The following is a 15,162-nucleotide window of genomic DNA, read 5'->3' as shown; positions in this document are numbered from 1 at the left end:
CGCGCATCTGGCTGGGTTCAGATCAGAGAGGACCACGACAGGGGGCAGATGAATCAGCGGCCAGAGGGGATCTGGTTCTCAAATCGCTTGAAGGCCAGCCCAATCAGCCCGGCAATCACCATATAGACCAAGGCAAGCAGCAACAGCGGCTCGTAGACAATAAAGGTGTCGGAGCGCACCCTGGAAGAAACGGCGTAGATCTCGACCACGGTAATGGTGGCCACCAGCGGGGTGGCTTTCAGCTGCAGGATGGTTTCGCCCACCAGGGTTGGCAGGACATTGCGGATCGCCTGGGGCAGCCAGATACGGCGGAACATGGTGAAACGGGGCATGCCAAAGCTCTTGGCGGCCTCCAGCTGGCCTTTGGCGACGCCAGAAAAGGCACCGCGCATCACTTCGCCCTCATAGCCTGCATAGGACAGGGTGAGCGCCAAAACCGCATAGGGCCAGGCCTGGCGCAGATAGGGCCACAGCTCGCTGGAGCGGATCCAGGGAAACTGCGGAAACAGTGAGCCAAGCCCATAGTAGAGCAACCAGATTTGCAGCAGGAGCGGGGTGCCGCGAATGACGGTGCAAAAGACCCGCGCGGGCAGGGAGAGATACCAAGGCCCAATCGCCTGCGCCAGCCCCAGTGGGATGGCAAGCAAGAACCCCAGAACCGTGGTGACCACCAAAATCCAAAGGGTGGTCCACAACCCCTCCAGGGCCAGGGGGGCGTATTTGGGGATCCAGTCCCAACGCATGGTCAGCGCACACCACAGGACCAACCCGGCAAAAAGGGCCATCAGCACAATGCGATGGGGCTGCATCAGGGATTTTAGACCGTTCATTGGCTGCCCTCCTTCAGCGAGGGCTGGCCCCGGCGGGCCCATTTCTCAATGCGGGCAAAGATCACGCCAGAACAAAGCGTCACCATCAGGTACAGCCCGCCAGCGGCGAGGAAGAAGGTGAAATAGGCCCGTGTGCTGCTTGCCGCCTGTTTTGTTTCCAGCGTCAGCTCATTAAAGCCGACAACGGCCAATAGGGCGGTGTCCTTGGTTGCAATCAGCCACAGGTTGGCCAGCCCCGGCGTGGCAAAGGCCATCATTGCGGGAATGGTCACACGGCGCATGGTCATCAGTGCCGGCATGCCATAGGCACGGGCGGCTTCGATCTGGCCGGTAGGGACGGCCTGAATGGCGCCGCGCAGGATCTCGGTAGCATAGGCGCCCTGGACGATGCCCAGAACCCAGATACCAGCCACAACGCCACTGATTTCGACCCGGCCATAGCCCATCATCAGCGCCAGTTTGTTGATGAGATCGGTACCAAAATAATAGAGGATCAGGATCAGGACCAGCTCAGGAACCGCCCGGATCACGGTGGTATAAATGGCGAGCAGATCCCGCAGGATCGGCCCGCCATAGAGTTTTCCATAGGCCCCGAAAAGCCCGATTATCAGCCCCATGCCAAAGGCACCAAAGGCGATCTGCAGCGAATTTGCCAGACCGCGCAACAGGTTGCTGCCCCAGCCGGGAGCCGAGAGCGACAGCAGTGCTGCGCTCTCAGCCAGACCGAGCCATTCGAGGATCATCGTCACGTCGCTGCTGCCTTAGTAGATGCTGGCAGAGAAATAGCGTGCGGTGATTTTGTCGTGGGTGCCATCTTCCAGGATCTTGGCGATGCCGGCATTGAGGGCCGTACGCAGGGCGTCATCGCCTTTGCGCAGACCTGCGCCAACGCCAAGTCCCAGGATGGCCGGATCATCTGCAACGGCGCCTTTGATCTCGCAGCAAGCGCCGGCGTCAGAACCGACAAAATCTGCCATGGCAATGCTGTCGGCCTGGATGGCGTCGATGCGACCAGCAAACAGATCCTGGTTGGCTTCATCCTGGGTCTGATAGACCCGGATTTCAGCATCCGCAAAGTGCTCCTGCGCATAGGCCTGGTGAATGGTCGAGGCCTGAATGCCCAGGATTTTGCCCTCCAGACCTTCTGGGGTGGGGGCGATATCCATGGATTTATCCGCCACAATCACCGCAGGGGTGTTGTAATAGGCATCCGAGAAGTCGATGGTTTTCAGCCGCTCTTCGGTGATCGACATCGAGGCCATGATAGCGTCGATCTGCTGACCGGTCAAAGAAGGGATGATGCCATCCCAGGCAACGGGTGTCAGCACGCAGTCCAGTTCAGCCGCCGCGCAGACCGCGTCGATCACTTCGACTTCCCAGCCAACCCATGTGCCCGAGGAATCCAGCGAAGCAAAGGGGGGATAGGGCTCAGCGGCGATGCCGATTTTGACTTGCTCGGCCTGGGCTCCGCCTGTGGCCAGGGTGGCGAGGGTCAGGCCTGTGGCCAGAAGTGTTTTGAGTGTCATTTTTGATCTCCCTGTTTTGGATTTTGGTTTTGGTTTTATTATGAAACGGATTTCAGGAACTGTTGCAGGCGTTCCGATTTTGGATTGCCAAAGACCTCGGCAGGTGGACCCTGCTCTTCGATACGTCCCTGATAGAGATAGACAACGTGATCTGCGACTTCGCGGGCAAAGCGCATCTCGTGGGTGACCAGCAACATGGTGCGCCCTTCGGCGGCCAGGTCGCGGATCACGGTCAGGACTTCGCCCACCAATTCCGGGTCCAGTGCGCTGGTTGGTTCGTCAAACAGCATTACAGATGGATCCACAGCCAGGGCACGTGCGATGGCGGCGCGTTGCTGCTGGCCACCAGACAAAAAGGCCGGAAAGGCGTCTTCCTTGTCCGCCAGCCCAACCCGTGCCAGCAGGACGCGCGCCTGGGCAATGGCCTCGGCACGGGGGATTTTCAGCACATGAACCGGCACTTCGATGACATTTTCCAGCAGGGTGCGATGGGTCCAGAGATTGAAGGACTGAAACACCATGGCCAGCCGGGTGCGGATACGTTCGATCTGGCGACGGTCAGCCGGGGTGCCATCGGCGCGCATCTTCACCTCTTCTCCGTCGATGATGATCTTGCCGCCAGAGGGGGATTCCAGGAAATTGATACAGCGCAGCATGGTGGATTTGCCAGAGCCGCTGCCGCCAATGATGGCGACAACATCCCCCTGCCGCGCGGTGAGGGAGACGCCCTTGAGAACCTTTAATGTGCCAAATGATTTGTGTAGATCTTCGATACGCACAGCATCCTTACCCAGGGAGGCGCTCTGGGCAGAGGAGGGGTCGGTTGCTGTGTCTTGTTCAGCGGTGGCAACTGTTGGCATGGTTGGACGTCCTTGGGTATTGCGGTAGTAAGGCGTAATCGCGGTAGTTATGCAAGTGTATAATTAGGCCGAGCGGTTGTGGAGACAGAGATGAGTGACGAACGCCGAAAATTTACGCGTGAAAGTGCGCAGCAGCGCAAGCGTACTCTGATTGAAGCAACGTTGGAACTGGTTGCGGAAAAGGGCGTCCAGGGGGCAACCGTGCGCGGCATCGCGGATCGGGCACAGGTGACGCAGGGGCTGATAAGGCATTACTTTTCTTCCAAGGAAGAGCTGATCACTGCGGCTTTCGAGTACCATATGACGCAGATGACCGACCTGACTTTTGCGCCTGTGGCGGATGTCAAAGGCTCCGCGCGGGATCAGCTGCGGGTGTTTGTGCAGTCCTCCTTGATGCCACCTGTGGTGGATCCGCGCTCGATTGCGCTGTGGGCGGGGTTTCTCAACAAGGTGCAGCATGATGCACAGATGAAAGAGACACACGCAAAAACCTATGTGCAGTTTCGCGACCGGCTGGAAAAGCTCATTCGGGCCGCGCTGGAAGAGGCGGGACGCGAAACCGAGCCCGCGCGGCTGTACCAATTGGCGACCGCCTGCAATGCGCTGATTGATGGGTTGTGGATGGAGGGCGGTGCCTTGCCAGAGGCCTTTGCCCCCGGGGAGTTGTCGCAGATTGGGCTCACCTCGGTTGGGGCCATTATTGGCCTGTCTCTTGAACCCTAGCTAAAGCGAAGGTCAGCTGACAGGCACGTTGCCAGTGCAGTTGCAGGTGCAGTTGAGGTTTTGGAAACACACCCTGTGCCGGGCTGCGCCCAGGGGGATGAGTTTGTTCTTTATCTGAACGGTCCGTTTTGTTAAGTTTCCCTTAATAATATAAAAAAAGAGCAGGCACACAGGCAGATGAAAACGGGCTTTCAGGGCACGTTCGTCATTTCTTGGTCGCAAACAGAAGTCGATGGCCTTTTGGCCGCACCGGTCGAGTCTATCGATGTCGGGGCCACGTGGTCCTGGCAAGGTGAAGCAGTGCGGGTTGATGGCCCGGCTGAACTGTTGCGTTTGGGTATGGCGAATGGAGAAACGGATCTGCGACGTCGGGCGGCGCGCTCGGTGCGCAGACTGGTCGGGGCGGCGGTCCAGAATAAGACAGACCTGCGCGAGGTCGCGGTCGAAGATCCGCTGTTGGATAAGAGTTTTGTGGTGACCAATGGTGTTCAAAGCTACACCGTCACCCTGATTGAGGTGGCAGATAGCGCGCGGCCTCTTTTGATGTTTGTAAATGAAATCCCGCCCAAAGGCGCGGACCTGTGGGTGGTGCATCACTCGCTGGGCAGTATTGGCTGTCCCATCGACACCATGCCGGGGCAGCCGGGCAGTGGGGTGATTTGCTTTACGCCGGGAACCCAGATCGCCACCCCCAGTGGCCCCCGTCGGATCGAGGATCTGCGCGAAGGTGACAAGGTGCAGACCCGCGACAATGGAGCCCAGGAAATCCAGTGGATCGGTGCCCGCCGGATCAGCGGTGCCCGGCTTTTTGTGGTGCCAAAGCTGCGGCCTGTGCGTATCCGCGCCGGCGCTTTGGGCATCGACAGGCCGGAAAAAGAGCTGCTGGTCTCGCCTGAACACCGCATGTTGCTGCGGGGGCGTCAGGTGCAGGCGCTGTTCAACACCAGCGAGGTGCTGGTTGCGGCGCGTGATCTGATCAACGGCCATACGATCGCGACAGATACCGCAGTGCGCGAAGTGACTTATATCCACCTTCTGCTCGGCTCACATCAGGTGCTTTGGGCCAATGGGGTGGAAAGTGAGAGCTTTCACCCCGCCAGTGCCGCGATGTCGGCGCTGGACACGCAGGACCGCATTCGGTTGGGCAGCGTGCTGCCGCAGGTCGAACAGGATCCGATGAGTTATGGCAGCTACGCGCGCCGCAATCTGAGCAGCTCTGAGGCGGCAATCCTGATGTATGAAGCCGCTTAAACTGGACGGCTGTCAAAAAAACCAAAGAAGCAGGAGACGCGCTGTTGACTCTGCTTCCTTTGCGCATATAAGCGCCACTTCATTGGTGTTGGTGGGCCCCGCAAGGGGATTCCTGTCATAGGCGCGGATCGCAAGATTTAACCCTAAGAGGACAACGCCCTTTATAGCCGCCGTTTTCTTGGCTGCGTTCTGGCTGATCATGACTGTAGGCGCCTGCGTCCGCAATCCGAAAAGTGGGAACCGTTCGGGTAGATTGCGGAGCAACTAAAAAGGAGAACAGCCGTGACTAAACGTACGTCTGCCAAGTATAAAATTGACCGCCGCATGGGCGAAAACATCTGGGGTCGTCCTAAGTCCCCAGTTAATCGTCGTGAATATGGCCCCGGCCAGCACGGTCAGCGCCGCAAGGGCAAGCTGTCCGACTTTGGTATTCAGCTGCGCGCCAAGCAGAAGCTGAAAGGCTACTACGGCGACATCACCGAGAAGCAATTCCGCCGCATCTACGCCGAAGCTGAGCGTGTAAAAGGCGACACTGGTGAAAACCTGATCGGCCTGCTCGAGCGCCGCCTGGACGCTGTTGTGTACCGCGCCAAATTTGTGCCTACCGTTTTTGCCGCACGTCAGTTCGTCAACCACGGCCACGTCACTGTAAACGGTCAGCGCGTCAACATCGCCTCCTACCGTGTCAAAGAAGGCGACGTGATCGCTGTGCGTGACAAGTCCAAGCAACTGGCCGTTCTGCTGGAAGCCGTTGCCCTGGCCGAGCGTGACGTTCCTGACTACATCGAAGCCGACCACTCCAAAATGACCGCGACCTTTGTGCGCGCGCCTGGTCTGGCCGATGTGCCTTACCCAGTTGTTATGGAACCAAACCTGGTTGTGGAATTCTACGCCAAAAACTAATCCTGACGCCCTTTGTGGCTGTTGGAGAAAAGGGCTGCCTGCGGGCGGCCCTTTTTGCATTTGACCCTTTGGCATGGCTCCGAAGTCTCCTGGAGCAGCGTCAGATCAGGGTGCGTAGCTTCCGGATCTGCTAGCCTAGTGAAGTATTCAAATCGGAAAAGCGGTTGTCTTTTGTCAGGATTGGTCGCTACCGTAAGGAAAACGAACCGGGGCTTTTAGGTGCCGGGCAAAACGGGAGTATGACATGAAACGCTTTTGGACCGGTACACTTGCCGCCATTGTTGTGACCTGCGCCACGGCGCTCAGCGCGGCGCCGTTGAAACTGCAGCCTGCCAATCCGCAACCGTCGGGGCTAAAGCCAGGGCTTGCAGTGCGCTATGCCTACCCGGTGGATGTCAGAACTCTGGTTGAAGCCTCTTCAGCGTTGAAGATTAAATCGGAACGTGGCCGACCTCTGGCGGGGTTGGATCACCGGGACACCAATGAAGGCGACATTACGCTGACCTCAAAACGATCAGAGCATGTGGTGGCCGGGATCAACGGCTATGTGCATTTTGCTAAACCAGGGATTCACAGCATTGATTTTCTGACAAACGACGGGCTGCGCGCGACAATTGGCGGGCAGGTGGTCGGGAAGTTTGATGGTCGCCAAACCTGTGATTCCACCGTGATGAGCGAGGTCGAAGTGCCCTCGGCCGGTTGGTACAAGGTGGATATCCTTTATTTTCAGCGCCTTGGCACAGCCTGTTTGCACATGCGCATGGGCGCCGCGGGCAAGCGCCCATCCTGGATGCCAGACAAGGCCTTTGGTCATTAGGGGAAGGCCCCGAGGGGCGAGCCCCGCTGGCGGTGTGATCTTTGCTGATCTGAAATCACAGTGGCAGCGGGCGGGCCTCTGCGATGGTTTCCATCGCAAAATATGAGGTGACGCTGTCCAGTTCGACGCCGCTGATCAGCCGTTGATAGACCTGGTCATAGCTGCCCATATCCTGAGTCACCACCTTCAGCTGATAGTCGTAGTCGCCGCCAATCCGGTGGAAATCCACCACTTCGGGAATGGTCAGCACATGGCGGCGAAAGGTGGTGAGCCATTCGGCCGAGTGATGCCGGGTCCGCAGCATCACAAAGACCACCAGATCCAAACCCAGCTGGGCGCGGTCTAGCCGCATGGTGGACCCTTGTAGAATTTTCCTGTCATTCAGGCTCTTCAATCGCCGCCAGCAGGCATTTTGCGACAGCCCGACCTCGTCGGCCAGTTCCCGTTGTGACAGACTGGCGTCGCGTTGCAACGCGCGCAGAATGTGGAGGTCCATATGATCTATAGAATTAGCCATTCTCCGATCATATGACACATAATTTCGGGAAATCAATCAGGCATTGGTGGTGATTCTGCGTGTTTTACATAGGAGATTAAACAAAATCCCCTTTAGGAGACGCGTCTATGACCTCGGCAGTAGTGACCCCCCTGGAAAGTTTCAAAGAAGACCTGGCTCAGGCCGCCAGTGGCGCAACGCTGGCACAGGGGTTGATTGGCGAAGGAATGATGATCCCAGGCCCGGACGGCGATGTGCCGCTGGTCTATGCTGACTACGTGGCCTCGGGGCGGGGCCTGCATCAGGTGGAGGATTTCATTGCCAGGCATGTCCTGCCGTACTATGCAAATTCTCACACCGAGGCGTCCTTTTGCGGGGCCTATGTCACCCGAATGCGCCGCGCCGCGCGGCAAGAAATAGCGCGGGTGACCCAATGTGGTGCGCAGGATGCGGTGATCTTTGCCGGCGCCGGCGCCACCGCCGGGCTCAACCGGCTTGTCAGTCTTTTTGGGGTCAATGAGGCGCGCAATCCGGTGGTCTTTATCGGCCCCTATGAACATCACTCCAACATTCTGCCCTGGCGCGAAAGCAAGGCAAAGGTTGTCGAGATCCCGGAGGCGGCAGAGGGCGGAATTGATCTGGAAGCCTTGCAACAGGCCCTGGTGCAGCACGCCAGCTCTGATTTGATGATTGGCAGCTTTTCGGCGGCCTCCAATGTCACAGGGATCCTCACTGATCCTGATCCGGTCAGCCGTTTGCTGCATGCTGCGGGCGGGCTGGTGATCTGGGATTACGCAGGCGGCGGCCCCTATTTGCCAATCTCGATGGCCGGGGACCATGGCGCCCATAAGGATGCGGTGGTTGTCTCCCCCCATAAATTCCCAGGGGGCCCAGCGGCCTCCGGGGTGCTGCTGGTCAACAGGCTGGCGGTTCAGCGCCGCTGCCCGTCCTGGCCCGGCGGTGGAACCGTCAGCTTTGTGTCTCCCTGGGGGCACGAATACAGCGAAGACCTGGTCGCGCGGGAAGAGGCGGGAACGCCCAATGTGATTGGTGATATCCGCGCCGCCCTGGCGTTTTTGGTCAAAGAAGCGGTGGGCGAGGCAGAGATTGCAGCCAAAGAGGCGCAGTTTGCCAAAATGGCGCGGGCGGGCTGGGCGGATAATCCGCAGCTAACGCTGTTGGGGCACGCGCAGGCGCATCGCTTGCCGATTTTCTCTTTCACGGTCAGGGGGAACTCGGGGGCACCTGTGCATCAGCAGCTGTTTACCCGTATGCTGAGCGATCACTATGGTATCCAGGCCCGTGGCGGCTGTGCCTGCGCCGGGCCCTATGCCCATCGCTTGCTGGGGATTGAACAGGCCGAGTCCGAGGCCTTGTTTGCGGCGCTTCAGTCGGGACAAGAGCTGCAAAAACCGGGCTGGGTCAGGCTCAATTTTTCCTATCTGATGACAGATGAGACAGTGCAATACATCATCGACAGCGTGAACGAGCTGACACTGCGCGCCGAAGATCTGGCCCAAAGCTATCTGGCGGATCCCAAAACCGCGCGGTTCCAGCCCCGCGCGGCCTGACGGGGAAAGCACCGGTCAAAACCCCCATGACAGGGGCAAGGGCTTTATGGCAGGATCACAGCGTTGATTATTTTGTTATTGGTCGGAGCCTTGTTATGGCACTTAATCTATCTGCCCCTGTGGGGGACAAGAACCGTATTACCAAACCTGACGCCAAATCTGGCGAGGGAAAGTTTAAGCCCGTAAAAAATGCCCCCGCAGATGTGGAGCTGGTGCGTTTGATGCTGAAGGCAAATGGGTTTGCCAATATTGCGATCTCCAAAAAATGCGACGCGGGCCTGATTAAGGATATCCGTAGCTTCCAGAAAAACGCGCTCGGGTTCAAAAAGCCGGATGGTATTGTGGATCCGGGAATGCGGACCTGGAAGGCGGGGCTGGCGAAACTGCAGGCGATGATTGCCAATGACCAAAAGGTCGCGGTCTATGAGGTCAAGGAAGAGGGCAAGACCAAGCAGGTCGAAGTGCGCGAGTTCGAGGCCAAAGAAAAGGCGCTCAAGCATGAGATCCTGTCCAAGGCCAACATGATGCTGGGGCAGGCGGAAACCTGGGTGGATTTCTGCAATGACGTGGAGAAAACCCGCCAGGCCGAGGATGGCATGATGATGGCGATTGCCGAATTCACCATGTCGACGCTGAACGATGACACCGACCCGCCCTGGACCCCGATTTTGAACGCCCGCTCCGAAGCCGGCAGCCTAAAAGCTCTGGTGAACCGCTCCAAACCGGATTGGGCTAAGATACAAAAGCAGGATGCCAAGGCCACGCGGGTCTATAACACCGGGCAAAAGGCCTTTGACAAATTTATCAAGGCCCGCATTGGCACGGCGAGCAAGGCGGTTTTCACCCTGGAGGTCGTGCGCGAAACCTCCTTTACGGTGATCGAGGTCTACGCCACGGCGCGGTTGGTGGCCACCAAAGGCATGAACCCGGTCAAGGCCCATGCGATCGCAGCTGCCGGCACCGAGGCGATGAAATCCAGCGCTGGCCAGTACGGGGAATACCTTGCCGGCAATAAGGTCACCTGGGAGGGCGCAGCCAAGAAAGTTGCCCTGGATACGATGTTTGCAGGGGCGGCCGGTGCCGCCGGGGGTAAGCTGGGGGGCGCTTTCCTGAAAGGTGTTGCCGGCAAGGTCGCCGCGCAACTGCCGGGCAAGATGTTCCAGACCTTCTCACAAAAGTCGCTGACCGTGTTTATGGAGAAGGTGTTCACCACCACTATTGGGCAGGAAATGATCAAAAATGCCGCCAAAGAGGCGATCATGCTGTTCAAGCCACTGGTTGAAAAGGGCCGCGCGCCGAACCAGAAAGAGTTCACAGACGCGGTGGTCAAGATCCTGTCAGGGGGCATCATGGCCTCGGGACCGATGAAGTCGGTTTCGCAATTTGGCTCTAACTATGTGGCAAATTCCCAGGGCTTTTTGGCCCAGAAACTAATCCCCCGGGCAATGGATTCGGTCTGGAAAGGGGATTTGGTCAAAAAATATGGCGCTGATGCGGTGGAGGAATTTGCCAAAAAGCACGGGCCAAAGATCTATGCCGATATCGCCGAGGGGCTTCAGGACAAGGTCTTTGTCGCCTACGCCAATAAAGCTCTTGAAAGCTCAGACGGGACGCAATCTGCCAAGGTTTTGCAAAAAACCATGGAGGAGGCCATGCGCAAGGATGCAAAACTGCGCAAAGAGCTGACCGACATGGTGGAAAAACAGGCCGAAGCCAAGTTGAAAAAGCTGGAAAAAGCCAAGTGATCAGCCGGGGGCGCGGGGAGCTGTGCAATAGGCGGCTCTTTCGCGCCTTCTCCCGGCGGCTGGATCTGACGCAGCTGGATTTGAGAGGGGGCATCTTGCGGCTTTCCCATTGGCTTGCGCCTCGCTATTACGGGGGGGAACCAAGGAGCCCGAAGTATGACCCAGATTACGCCGCAGCCCGGTATTATGGATATCGCTCTCTATCAGAGCGGCGCGGCCCATGTGGCGGGGGTGAGCAACACCGTAAAGCTCTCCTCCAATGAAAACCCACTGGGGCCAAGCCCGCTTGCGATTATAGCCATGCAAGAGGCGGCGGCAAATATGCATCGCTATCCCAGCTCGGACCATCAGGCCCTGCGTCAGGCCATTGGTGAAGTCGAGGGACTGAACCCGGAGCAGATCATCTGTGGTGCGGGCAGCGATGAGATCATCGCCTTTTTGTGCCAGTGTTTTGCAGGTCCCGGTGATGAAGTGCTCTATACCGAACATGGGTTTGCCATGTATCGCATCAGTGCCCTGGCCGCTGGTGCCACTCCGGTCGAGGTCAAGGAGCGTGAGCGGGTGACCGATGTGGACGCCCTGCTGGCGGGATGTTCGGAACATACCAAGCTGGTGTTTATCGCCAATCCCAACAATCCCACCGGCACGATGATTTCTGCCGCTGAGGTTGCTCGTCTCGCCGATGGGCTGCCCAAAGGCGTGATGTTGGTATTGGATGGTGCCTACGCGGAATATGTCGAAGGCTTTGACGCTGGCGCGGATCTGATTGCGACCCGGGACAACATCTTTATGACGCGGACCTTTTCCAAGATCTACGGATTGGGCGGCGCGCGGGTTGGCTGGGGCTATGGCCCAGCAGCCATTATTGATGTGCTGAACCGGGTGCGCGGGCCTTTTAATGTCTCTGCCACAGCCCTGGCCGGGGCAGAGGCCGCAGTGCGTGATCGCGCCTATATCGACCATTGCCGCAATGAAAACGCCAAATGGCGCAGCTGGCTGGCGGCGGCGCTGGCAGAGCTGGGGGTGGCGTCGGATACCTCCTGCACCAATTTCATTCTGGCGCGGTTTGCCAGCCAGGCCGAGGCTGAGGCCTGTGACACTTACCTGCAAACCCAGGGGCTGATTGTGCGCCGGGTGGGCGGCTATAACCTGCCCGCCGCATTGCGCATCACTATTGGTGACGAGGCGGCCTGCCACCGGCTGATTAAGGCCATTTCTGAGTTCAAAACACAGCAGGGTGCCGCATGAGTGAGGTTGTCTACAACCGGGTGGCGCTGATTGGTCTGGGCCTGATTGCCTCATCGATGTTCTGGGCGATGAAACGGCGCGGCTTGGCGGGCGAGGTCACGGGCTATGCCCGCAGCGCCGAAACTCGCGAGACCGCCCGGCGCATCGGGCTGTGTGATCGCGTCTGCGACAGCGCCGCCGAGGCCGTCGCGGATGCTGATCTGGTGGTGCTCTGTGTGCCCGTTGGGGTCATGGGGCCAGTCATGGCCGAAATTGGACCGCTGCTGAAACCCGGTGCAACTGTGTCAGATGTGGGGTCGGTCAAGGGCCATGTGATCGAAGCTGTGGCGCCGCATATCCCCGATGGCGTTCATTTTGTCCCGGCGCATCCCCTGGCCGGCACCGAACATTCCGGTCCTGAAGCGGGCTTTGCCGAGCTGTTTGATAACCGCTGGAGCCTGCTGGTTCCGGTTGAAGGCAGTGACGAAGAGGCGGTTGCGCGCATGCGTGCGCTTTGGGAAGGGATGGGCGCCAATGTTGATGAAATGGATGCCGATCACCATGATCTGGTGCTGGCCGTGACCAGTCATGCGCCGCACCTTATTGCCTATACCATGGTTGGGGTGGCGGACGATCTGCGCCGGGTGACCGATAGCGAAGTGATCAAATATTCGGCGGCGGGCTTTCGTGATTTTACCCGGATTGCCGCTTCGGATCCGACCATGTGGCGCGATGTCTTTTTGACCAACAAAGAGGCGACGCTGGAAATCCTTGGCCGCTTCACCGAAGAGCTCTTTGCGCTGCAACGGGCCATCCGTACCGGTGACGGGGATCACCTGCATGATTACTTTACCCGCACCCGTGCCATCCGTCGCGGCATTATCGAAGCCGGGCAGGACACTGCTGCGGCTGACTTTGGCAGGGCGCATAAACCATGATCGGGCGGGGGCGTTTTCAGGCGGCAGTTGTGCGGGTCAGGGTCTGGGCTCGCGACTGTGGTATGAACGGGGCCAGGACCGGGGCCAGTTCCGGGGGCAGGAACGCGACTTTGGCTGCTGGGCTGCTCTGTGTTGCGGGTCTGGCCCCGCTGCACGCTTCGGCGCCAGAGGTCTCGCTGCGCCCGATTGATCGCCCCTTGTCCGGGAGTGCAGCCTCGGCGGCGGAGCTGCCGCAGTCCTCGGTTGCTGCCCTGGCGGATCTGGAACAGGGTGGCCCAGCCTTGGGGGGCGGCCTGCGCCCTGTTGAGCGTCCGGTTTCAGCCCAAATTCTGGCCGCTGCCGATTTATCTGCGGATCTGGTGCCGCCGGTGTTGGATCAGTCCCTGGTGCCTTTAGTGCGTCCGGATACCATCGTTGAACAGGCTTTGTTCAAACGGCGCCGGCTGCGCAAAGGCTCTGTCTGTGGCGACATTGAAATCCAGGGTAAGGCGGTTGGCGAAGTGGCGGCAGCCCTGCCGGGCTGTGGTGCGCGGGATGCGGTGCGCGTGACCTCTGTCGCGGGGGTCAGGCTGAGCCAGGCCTCGGTGATGACTTGCGAGATGGCCAAAGCCTTGAAACGCTGGGTGTCCAAGGATGTTGAAACCGCCTTTGGCCGCCGCAACAAGGTTGTTAGCCTGCGCGTCGCGGCGCATTACGCCTGCCGTCCCCGCAACAATCGCCCCGGGGCGCGGATCTCGGAACATGGGCGGGGCAAGGCGATTGATATTTCCGGCTTCAAGCTGGAGGATGGCACACTGGTAACAGTGCTTCAGGGATGGGGCGCGCGTGAAACCCGCAAACCGTTGACGCGGATCTGGAAGGCGGCCTGTGGCCCCTTTGGCACTGTGCTCGGCCCCGAAGCAGACCGCCATCACCGCGACCATTTCCATCTGGATGTTGCCAGTTACCGCAGCGGTTCCTATTGCCGCTAAGCAGAACGGGCGGCACCTGCGCCCTGGGTTGCATCACGGCCAATGATTTGATTTCTATGAATTTTTAGCCACGGGCGGTGCCGCGCCGCGCCATAGGCGCGGCGCCCGGCCCAACTGAGACGTGGCATTCTGCAAGAATACCGCCAATCAGGCGGGAGCCCGCCGCTGTTTTGTGGATTTGTTCAATTTTGCCCTGTGTTTTGGTGTTTCTGGCCCGCCACTTTCCAGTTAGCCAGTTAGCCAGTTAGCCAGTCGGGCGGCTACAGACAGTCCGGCTGTTTTGCTCTCAGCGAAGCACCAAAAGCGGTGCCGTGCCAAGTGGCAGCGGGCCAGCCCAGACCTGTCCCTGCTTAAAGCGCAAAGAGATGTCAATCTTTGCGGCGCGCCCGGTTCCGGTCGAAAACAGCGCCAGAACTTTCTCCACCGCTCTGCGACTGCTTGGTGGCAGCAGGCTCAGGCGCTCAGCCATGTCCAGAATGGCCGGCCAGTTTTCCGCGCGCAGATCCAGCGCTCCGCTCAGACGGCCTGTCTCATCCACCTCCAGCGCTCCAGTTGCCCGGAACAGCATATCTCCCCAATGAGCCTCGGCCAGAGCCAGGTTGATCTGGCGCAACTGTGGGCGTCGCAATTCGATGGCGCGCCGATCCCAGGGGGTATCAAACCCCAGATCTGCGCGCAGGCGCAGAGCATCAAACCGCGGCGGCAGATCCTCCCTTGTCGGGCTTAAACCGCTAAAACCTGTGCGCAATAGCCCCCGGGGAGCAAAATGCGTCGCCACGGCAGTGAGGTGGTATTGTTCGGCCTGCGCCAGCTGTCGCATTTCCAGCAACAGGTCCTGCGCTTGCCAGATGACGCCAGAGCCATCGCTGATCTGCCAATCCTGGCTGGTCAGCGACAGCTTTTCCAGTTCCAGCGCCAGCCCGGGGGCCAGTTGCAGATCCGCGCGCATTTGCTCTGCCGTCACACTGCGGGTCTGGTCAAAAAAGGAATAGTGTTGCGGCGTTGCGGGAAACCGCAGGCTTTGTGCACCGGGCCAGAGGGCCGGGCTGTCAAATTCGATCCAATCACCGCTCCAGGCGGCGCCGGTGCCGGGGTCGGCAAGCAGCGGTTGGCTCAGACGAGTGACATGGCGCATGGGGAACCCGCGGGTGGTCATTGGCTCATAAGAGACCTGCCAGCCCTGTCGTTGCTGTTCGTCAAACCAGGCCTCAAAGCCCGCGCGCAGGCCCCAGGCCGCCAGCCCCCAGTACACTATCCAGACAGCCGCCCCAAGGCTGAGCCATTTCAGCAGTCGCATTCTGCAA

16 protein-coding genes are annotated in these 15,162 nt (G+C 59.2%); 9 read left to right on the top strand and 7 right to left on the bottom strand.

The features are described from left to right. Positions 1-53: 53 nt before the first annotated feature. Genes JZI28_RS13780 through JZI28_RS13765 form a run of 4 tightly spaced genes read right to left on the bottom strand, consistent with a single transcriptional unit; the run spans position 54 to position 3,216 of the window. The gene (locus tag JZI28_RS13780; protein WP_375697959.1) at positions 54-830 is read right to left on the bottom strand and encodes an ABC transporter permease; all 777 of its coding nucleotides are present in this window, start codon (positions 828-830) and stop codon (positions 54-56) included. Continuing rightward, on the bottom strand, positions 827-1,573 hold the full coding sequence (locus tag JZI28_RS13775; protein ID WP_375700104.1) for an ABC transporter permease: 747 nt from the start codon (positions 1,571-1,573) through the stop codon (positions 827-829). The genes JZI28_RS13780 and JZI28_RS13775 overlap by 4 nt, the downstream gene beginning before the upstream one ends. Before the next feature lie 18 nt (positions 1,574-1,591). Next, the gene (locus tag JZI28_RS13770; RefSeq protein ID WP_375697958.1) at positions 1,592-2,356 is read right to left on the bottom strand and encodes a transporter substrate-binding domain-containing protein; all 765 of its coding nucleotides are present in this window, start codon (positions 2,354-2,356) and stop codon (positions 1,592-1,594) included. 38 nt (positions 2,357-2,394) lie between these two features. Next, on the bottom strand, positions 2,395-3,216 hold the full coding sequence (locus JZI28_RS13765; protein ID WP_375697957.1) for an ABC transporter ATP-binding protein: 822 nt from the start codon (positions 3,214-3,216) through the stop codon (positions 2,395-2,397). Positions 3,217-3,306: 90 nt separating this feature from the next. Here JZI28_RS13765 and JZI28_RS13760 point away from each other — a divergent pair, with 90 nt between their 5' ends. Both JZI28_RS13760 and JZI28_RS13755 read left to right on the top strand, forming a co-directional pair. Then, on the top strand, positions 3,307-3,939 hold the full coding sequence (locus JZI28_RS13760; protein ID WP_349387665.1) for a TetR family transcriptional regulator C-terminal domain-containing protein: 633 nt from the start codon (positions 3,307-3,309) through the stop codon (positions 3,937-3,939). Positions 3,940-4,116: 177 nt separating this feature from the next. After that, positions 4,117-5,190: a Hint domain-containing protein gene (locus JZI28_RS13755; protein ID WP_297340930.1), complete on the top strand. Its 1,074-nt coding sequence runs from the start codon at positions 4,117-4,119 to the stop codon at positions 5,188-5,190. Positions 5,191-5,202: 12 nt separating this feature from the next. On the opposite strand, the gene JZI28_RS13750 is transcribed toward JZI28_RS13755, so the two are convergent. Further along, on the bottom strand, positions 5,203-5,391 hold the full coding sequence (locus JZI28_RS13750; RefSeq protein WP_295447042.1) for a hypothetical protein: 189 nt from the start codon (positions 5,389-5,391) through the stop codon (positions 5,203-5,205). Positions 5,392-5,472: 81 nt separating this feature from the next. On the opposite strand from JZI28_RS13750, the gene rpsD reads away from it, so the two are divergent. After that, on the top strand, positions 5,473-6,093 hold the full coding sequence (gene rpsD / locus JZI28_RS13745; protein WP_027241166.1) for a 30S ribosomal protein S4: 621 nt from the start codon (positions 5,473-5,475) through the stop codon (positions 6,091-6,093). Positions 6,094-6,337: 244 nt separating this feature from the next. Continuing rightward, a complete protein-coding gene (locus JZI28_RS13740; RefSeq protein WP_375697956.1) occupies positions 6,338-6,910 on the top strand; it encodes a hypothetical protein in 573 nt (190 codons plus the stop codon). Between the two features lie 55 nt (positions 6,911-6,965). Here the strand turns inward: JZI28_RS13740 and JZI28_RS13735 are convergent, their stop codons facing one another. Continuing rightward, positions 6,966-7,427 carry an Lrp/AsnC family transcriptional regulator gene (locus JZI28_RS13735; RefSeq protein WP_297340932.1) on the bottom strand — a complete coding sequence of 154 codons (462 nt, stop codon included), beginning with the start codon at positions 7,425-7,427 and terminating at the stop codon, positions 6,966-6,968. A 107-nt stretch (positions 7,428-7,534) separates the two neighbouring features. Between JZI28_RS13735 and JZI28_RS13730 the strand changes: the two genes are divergently transcribed. From JZI28_RS13730 to JZI28_RS13710, 5 genes are all read left to right on the top strand, one after another. After that, entirely contained in the window at positions 7,535-8,977 is a 1,443-nt protein-coding gene (locus tag JZI28_RS13730; RefSeq protein ID WP_375697955.1) for an aminotransferase class V-fold PLP-dependent enzyme, read from the top strand. Positions 8,978-9,072: 95 nt separating this feature from the next. Then, positions 9,073-10,722, top strand: a complete 1,650-nt coding sequence (locus tag JZI28_RS13725) for a peptidoglycan-binding protein (RefSeq protein ID WP_353397149.1) — start codon at positions 9,073-9,075, stop codon at positions 10,720-10,722. 156 nt (positions 10,723-10,878) lie between these two features. Further along, positions 10,879-11,970, top strand: a complete 1,092-nt coding sequence (hisC, locus tag JZI28_RS13720; protein WP_375697954.1) for a histidinol-phosphate transaminase — start codon at positions 10,879-10,881, stop codon at positions 11,968-11,970. Further along, a complete protein-coding gene (locus JZI28_RS13715) occupies positions 11,967-12,887 on the top strand; it encodes a prephenate/arogenate dehydrogenase family protein (protein ID WP_348157602.1) in 921 nt (306 codons plus the stop codon). Before hisC ends, JZI28_RS13715 begins: the two co-directional genes overlap by 4 nt. A gap of 62 nt (positions 12,888-12,949) precedes the next feature. Then, positions 12,950-13,858 (top strand): extensin family protein, encoded by a 909-nt coding sequence (locus JZI28_RS13710; protein ID WP_375697953.1) that lies wholly within the window; start codon positions 12,950-12,952, stop codon positions 13,856-13,858. Positions 13,859-14,144: 286 nt separating this feature from the next. On the opposite strand, the gene JZI28_RS13705 is transcribed toward JZI28_RS13710, so the two are convergent. After that, positions 14,145-15,155: a DUF2125 domain-containing protein gene (locus JZI28_RS13705; protein ID WP_375697952.1), complete on the bottom strand. Its 1,011-nt coding sequence runs from the start codon at positions 15,153-15,155 to the stop codon at positions 14,145-14,147. Positions 15,156-15,162 lie beyond the last annotated feature (7 nt).

The sequence above is a fragment of the Pseudophaeobacter sp. TrK17 genome, from assembly GCF_042192375.1.
Classification (GTDB): domain Bacteria; phylum Pseudomonadota; class Alphaproteobacteria; order Rhodobacterales; family Rhodobacteraceae; genus Pseudophaeobacter.
Note: the sequence above shows the minus strand (reverse complement) of the source record. Positions and strands in the feature narration are given on the sequence as shown.

Bases quoted from the DNA above. Each gene is read 5' to 3' on its own strand.
- JZI28_RS13755 (WP_297340930.1), top strand. From the start codon at position 4,117: ATGAAAACGGGCTTTCAGGGCACGTTCGTCATTTCTTGGTCGCAAACA.
- JZI28_RS13740 (WP_375697956.1), top strand. From the start codon at position 6,338: ATGAAACGCTTTTGGACCGGTACACTTGCCGCCATTGTTGTGACCTGC.
- JZI28_RS13725 (WP_353397149.1), top strand. From the start codon at position 9,073: ATGGCACTTAATCTATCTGCCCCTGTGGGGGACAAGAACCGTATTACC.
- JZI28_RS13780 (WP_375697959.1), bottom strand. From the start codon at position 830: ATGAACGGTCTAAAATCCCTGATGCAGCCCCATCGCATTGTGCTGATG.
- JZI28_RS13760 (WP_349387665.1), top strand. From the start codon at position 3,307: ATGAGTGACGAACGCCGAAAATTTACGCGTGAAAGTGCGCAGCAGCGC.
- JZI28_RS13705 (WP_375697952.1), bottom strand. From the start codon at position 15,155: ATGCGACTGCTGAAATGGCTCAGCCTTGGGGCGGCTGTCTGGATAGTG.
- JZI28_RS13765 (WP_375697957.1), bottom strand. From the start codon at position 3,216: ATGCCAACAGTTGCCACCGCTGAACAAGACACAGCAACCGACCCCTCC.
- hisC (WP_375697954.1), top strand. From the start codon at position 10,879: ATGACCCAGATTACGCCGCAGCCCGGTATTATGGATATCGCTCTCTAT.
- JZI28_RS13770 (WP_375697958.1), bottom strand. From the start codon at position 2,356: ATGACACTCAAAACACTTCTGGCCACAGGCCTGACCCTCGCCACCCTG.
- JZI28_RS13735 (WP_297340932.1), bottom strand. From the start codon at position 7,427: ATGGCTAATTCTATAGATCATATGGACCTCCACATTCTGCGCGCGTTG.
- JZI28_RS13710 (WP_375697953.1), top strand. From the start codon at position 12,950: ATGAACGGGGCCAGGACCGGGGCCAGTTCCGGGGGCAGGAACGCGACT.
- JZI28_RS13730 (WP_375697955.1), top strand. From the start codon at position 7,535: ATGACCTCGGCAGTAGTGACCCCCCTGGAAAGTTTCAAAGAAGACCTG.
- JZI28_RS13750 (WP_295447042.1), bottom strand. From the start codon at position 5,391: ATGATCAGCCAGAACGCAGCCAAGAAAACGGCGGCTATAAAGGGCGTT.
- JZI28_RS13715 (WP_348157602.1), top strand. From the start codon at position 11,967: ATGAGTGAGGTTGTCTACAACCGGGTGGCGCTGATTGGTCTGGGCCTG.
- JZI28_RS13775 (WP_375700104.1), bottom strand. From the start codon at position 1,573: ATGATCCTCGAATGGCTCGGTCTGGCTGAGAGCGCAGCACTGCTGTCG.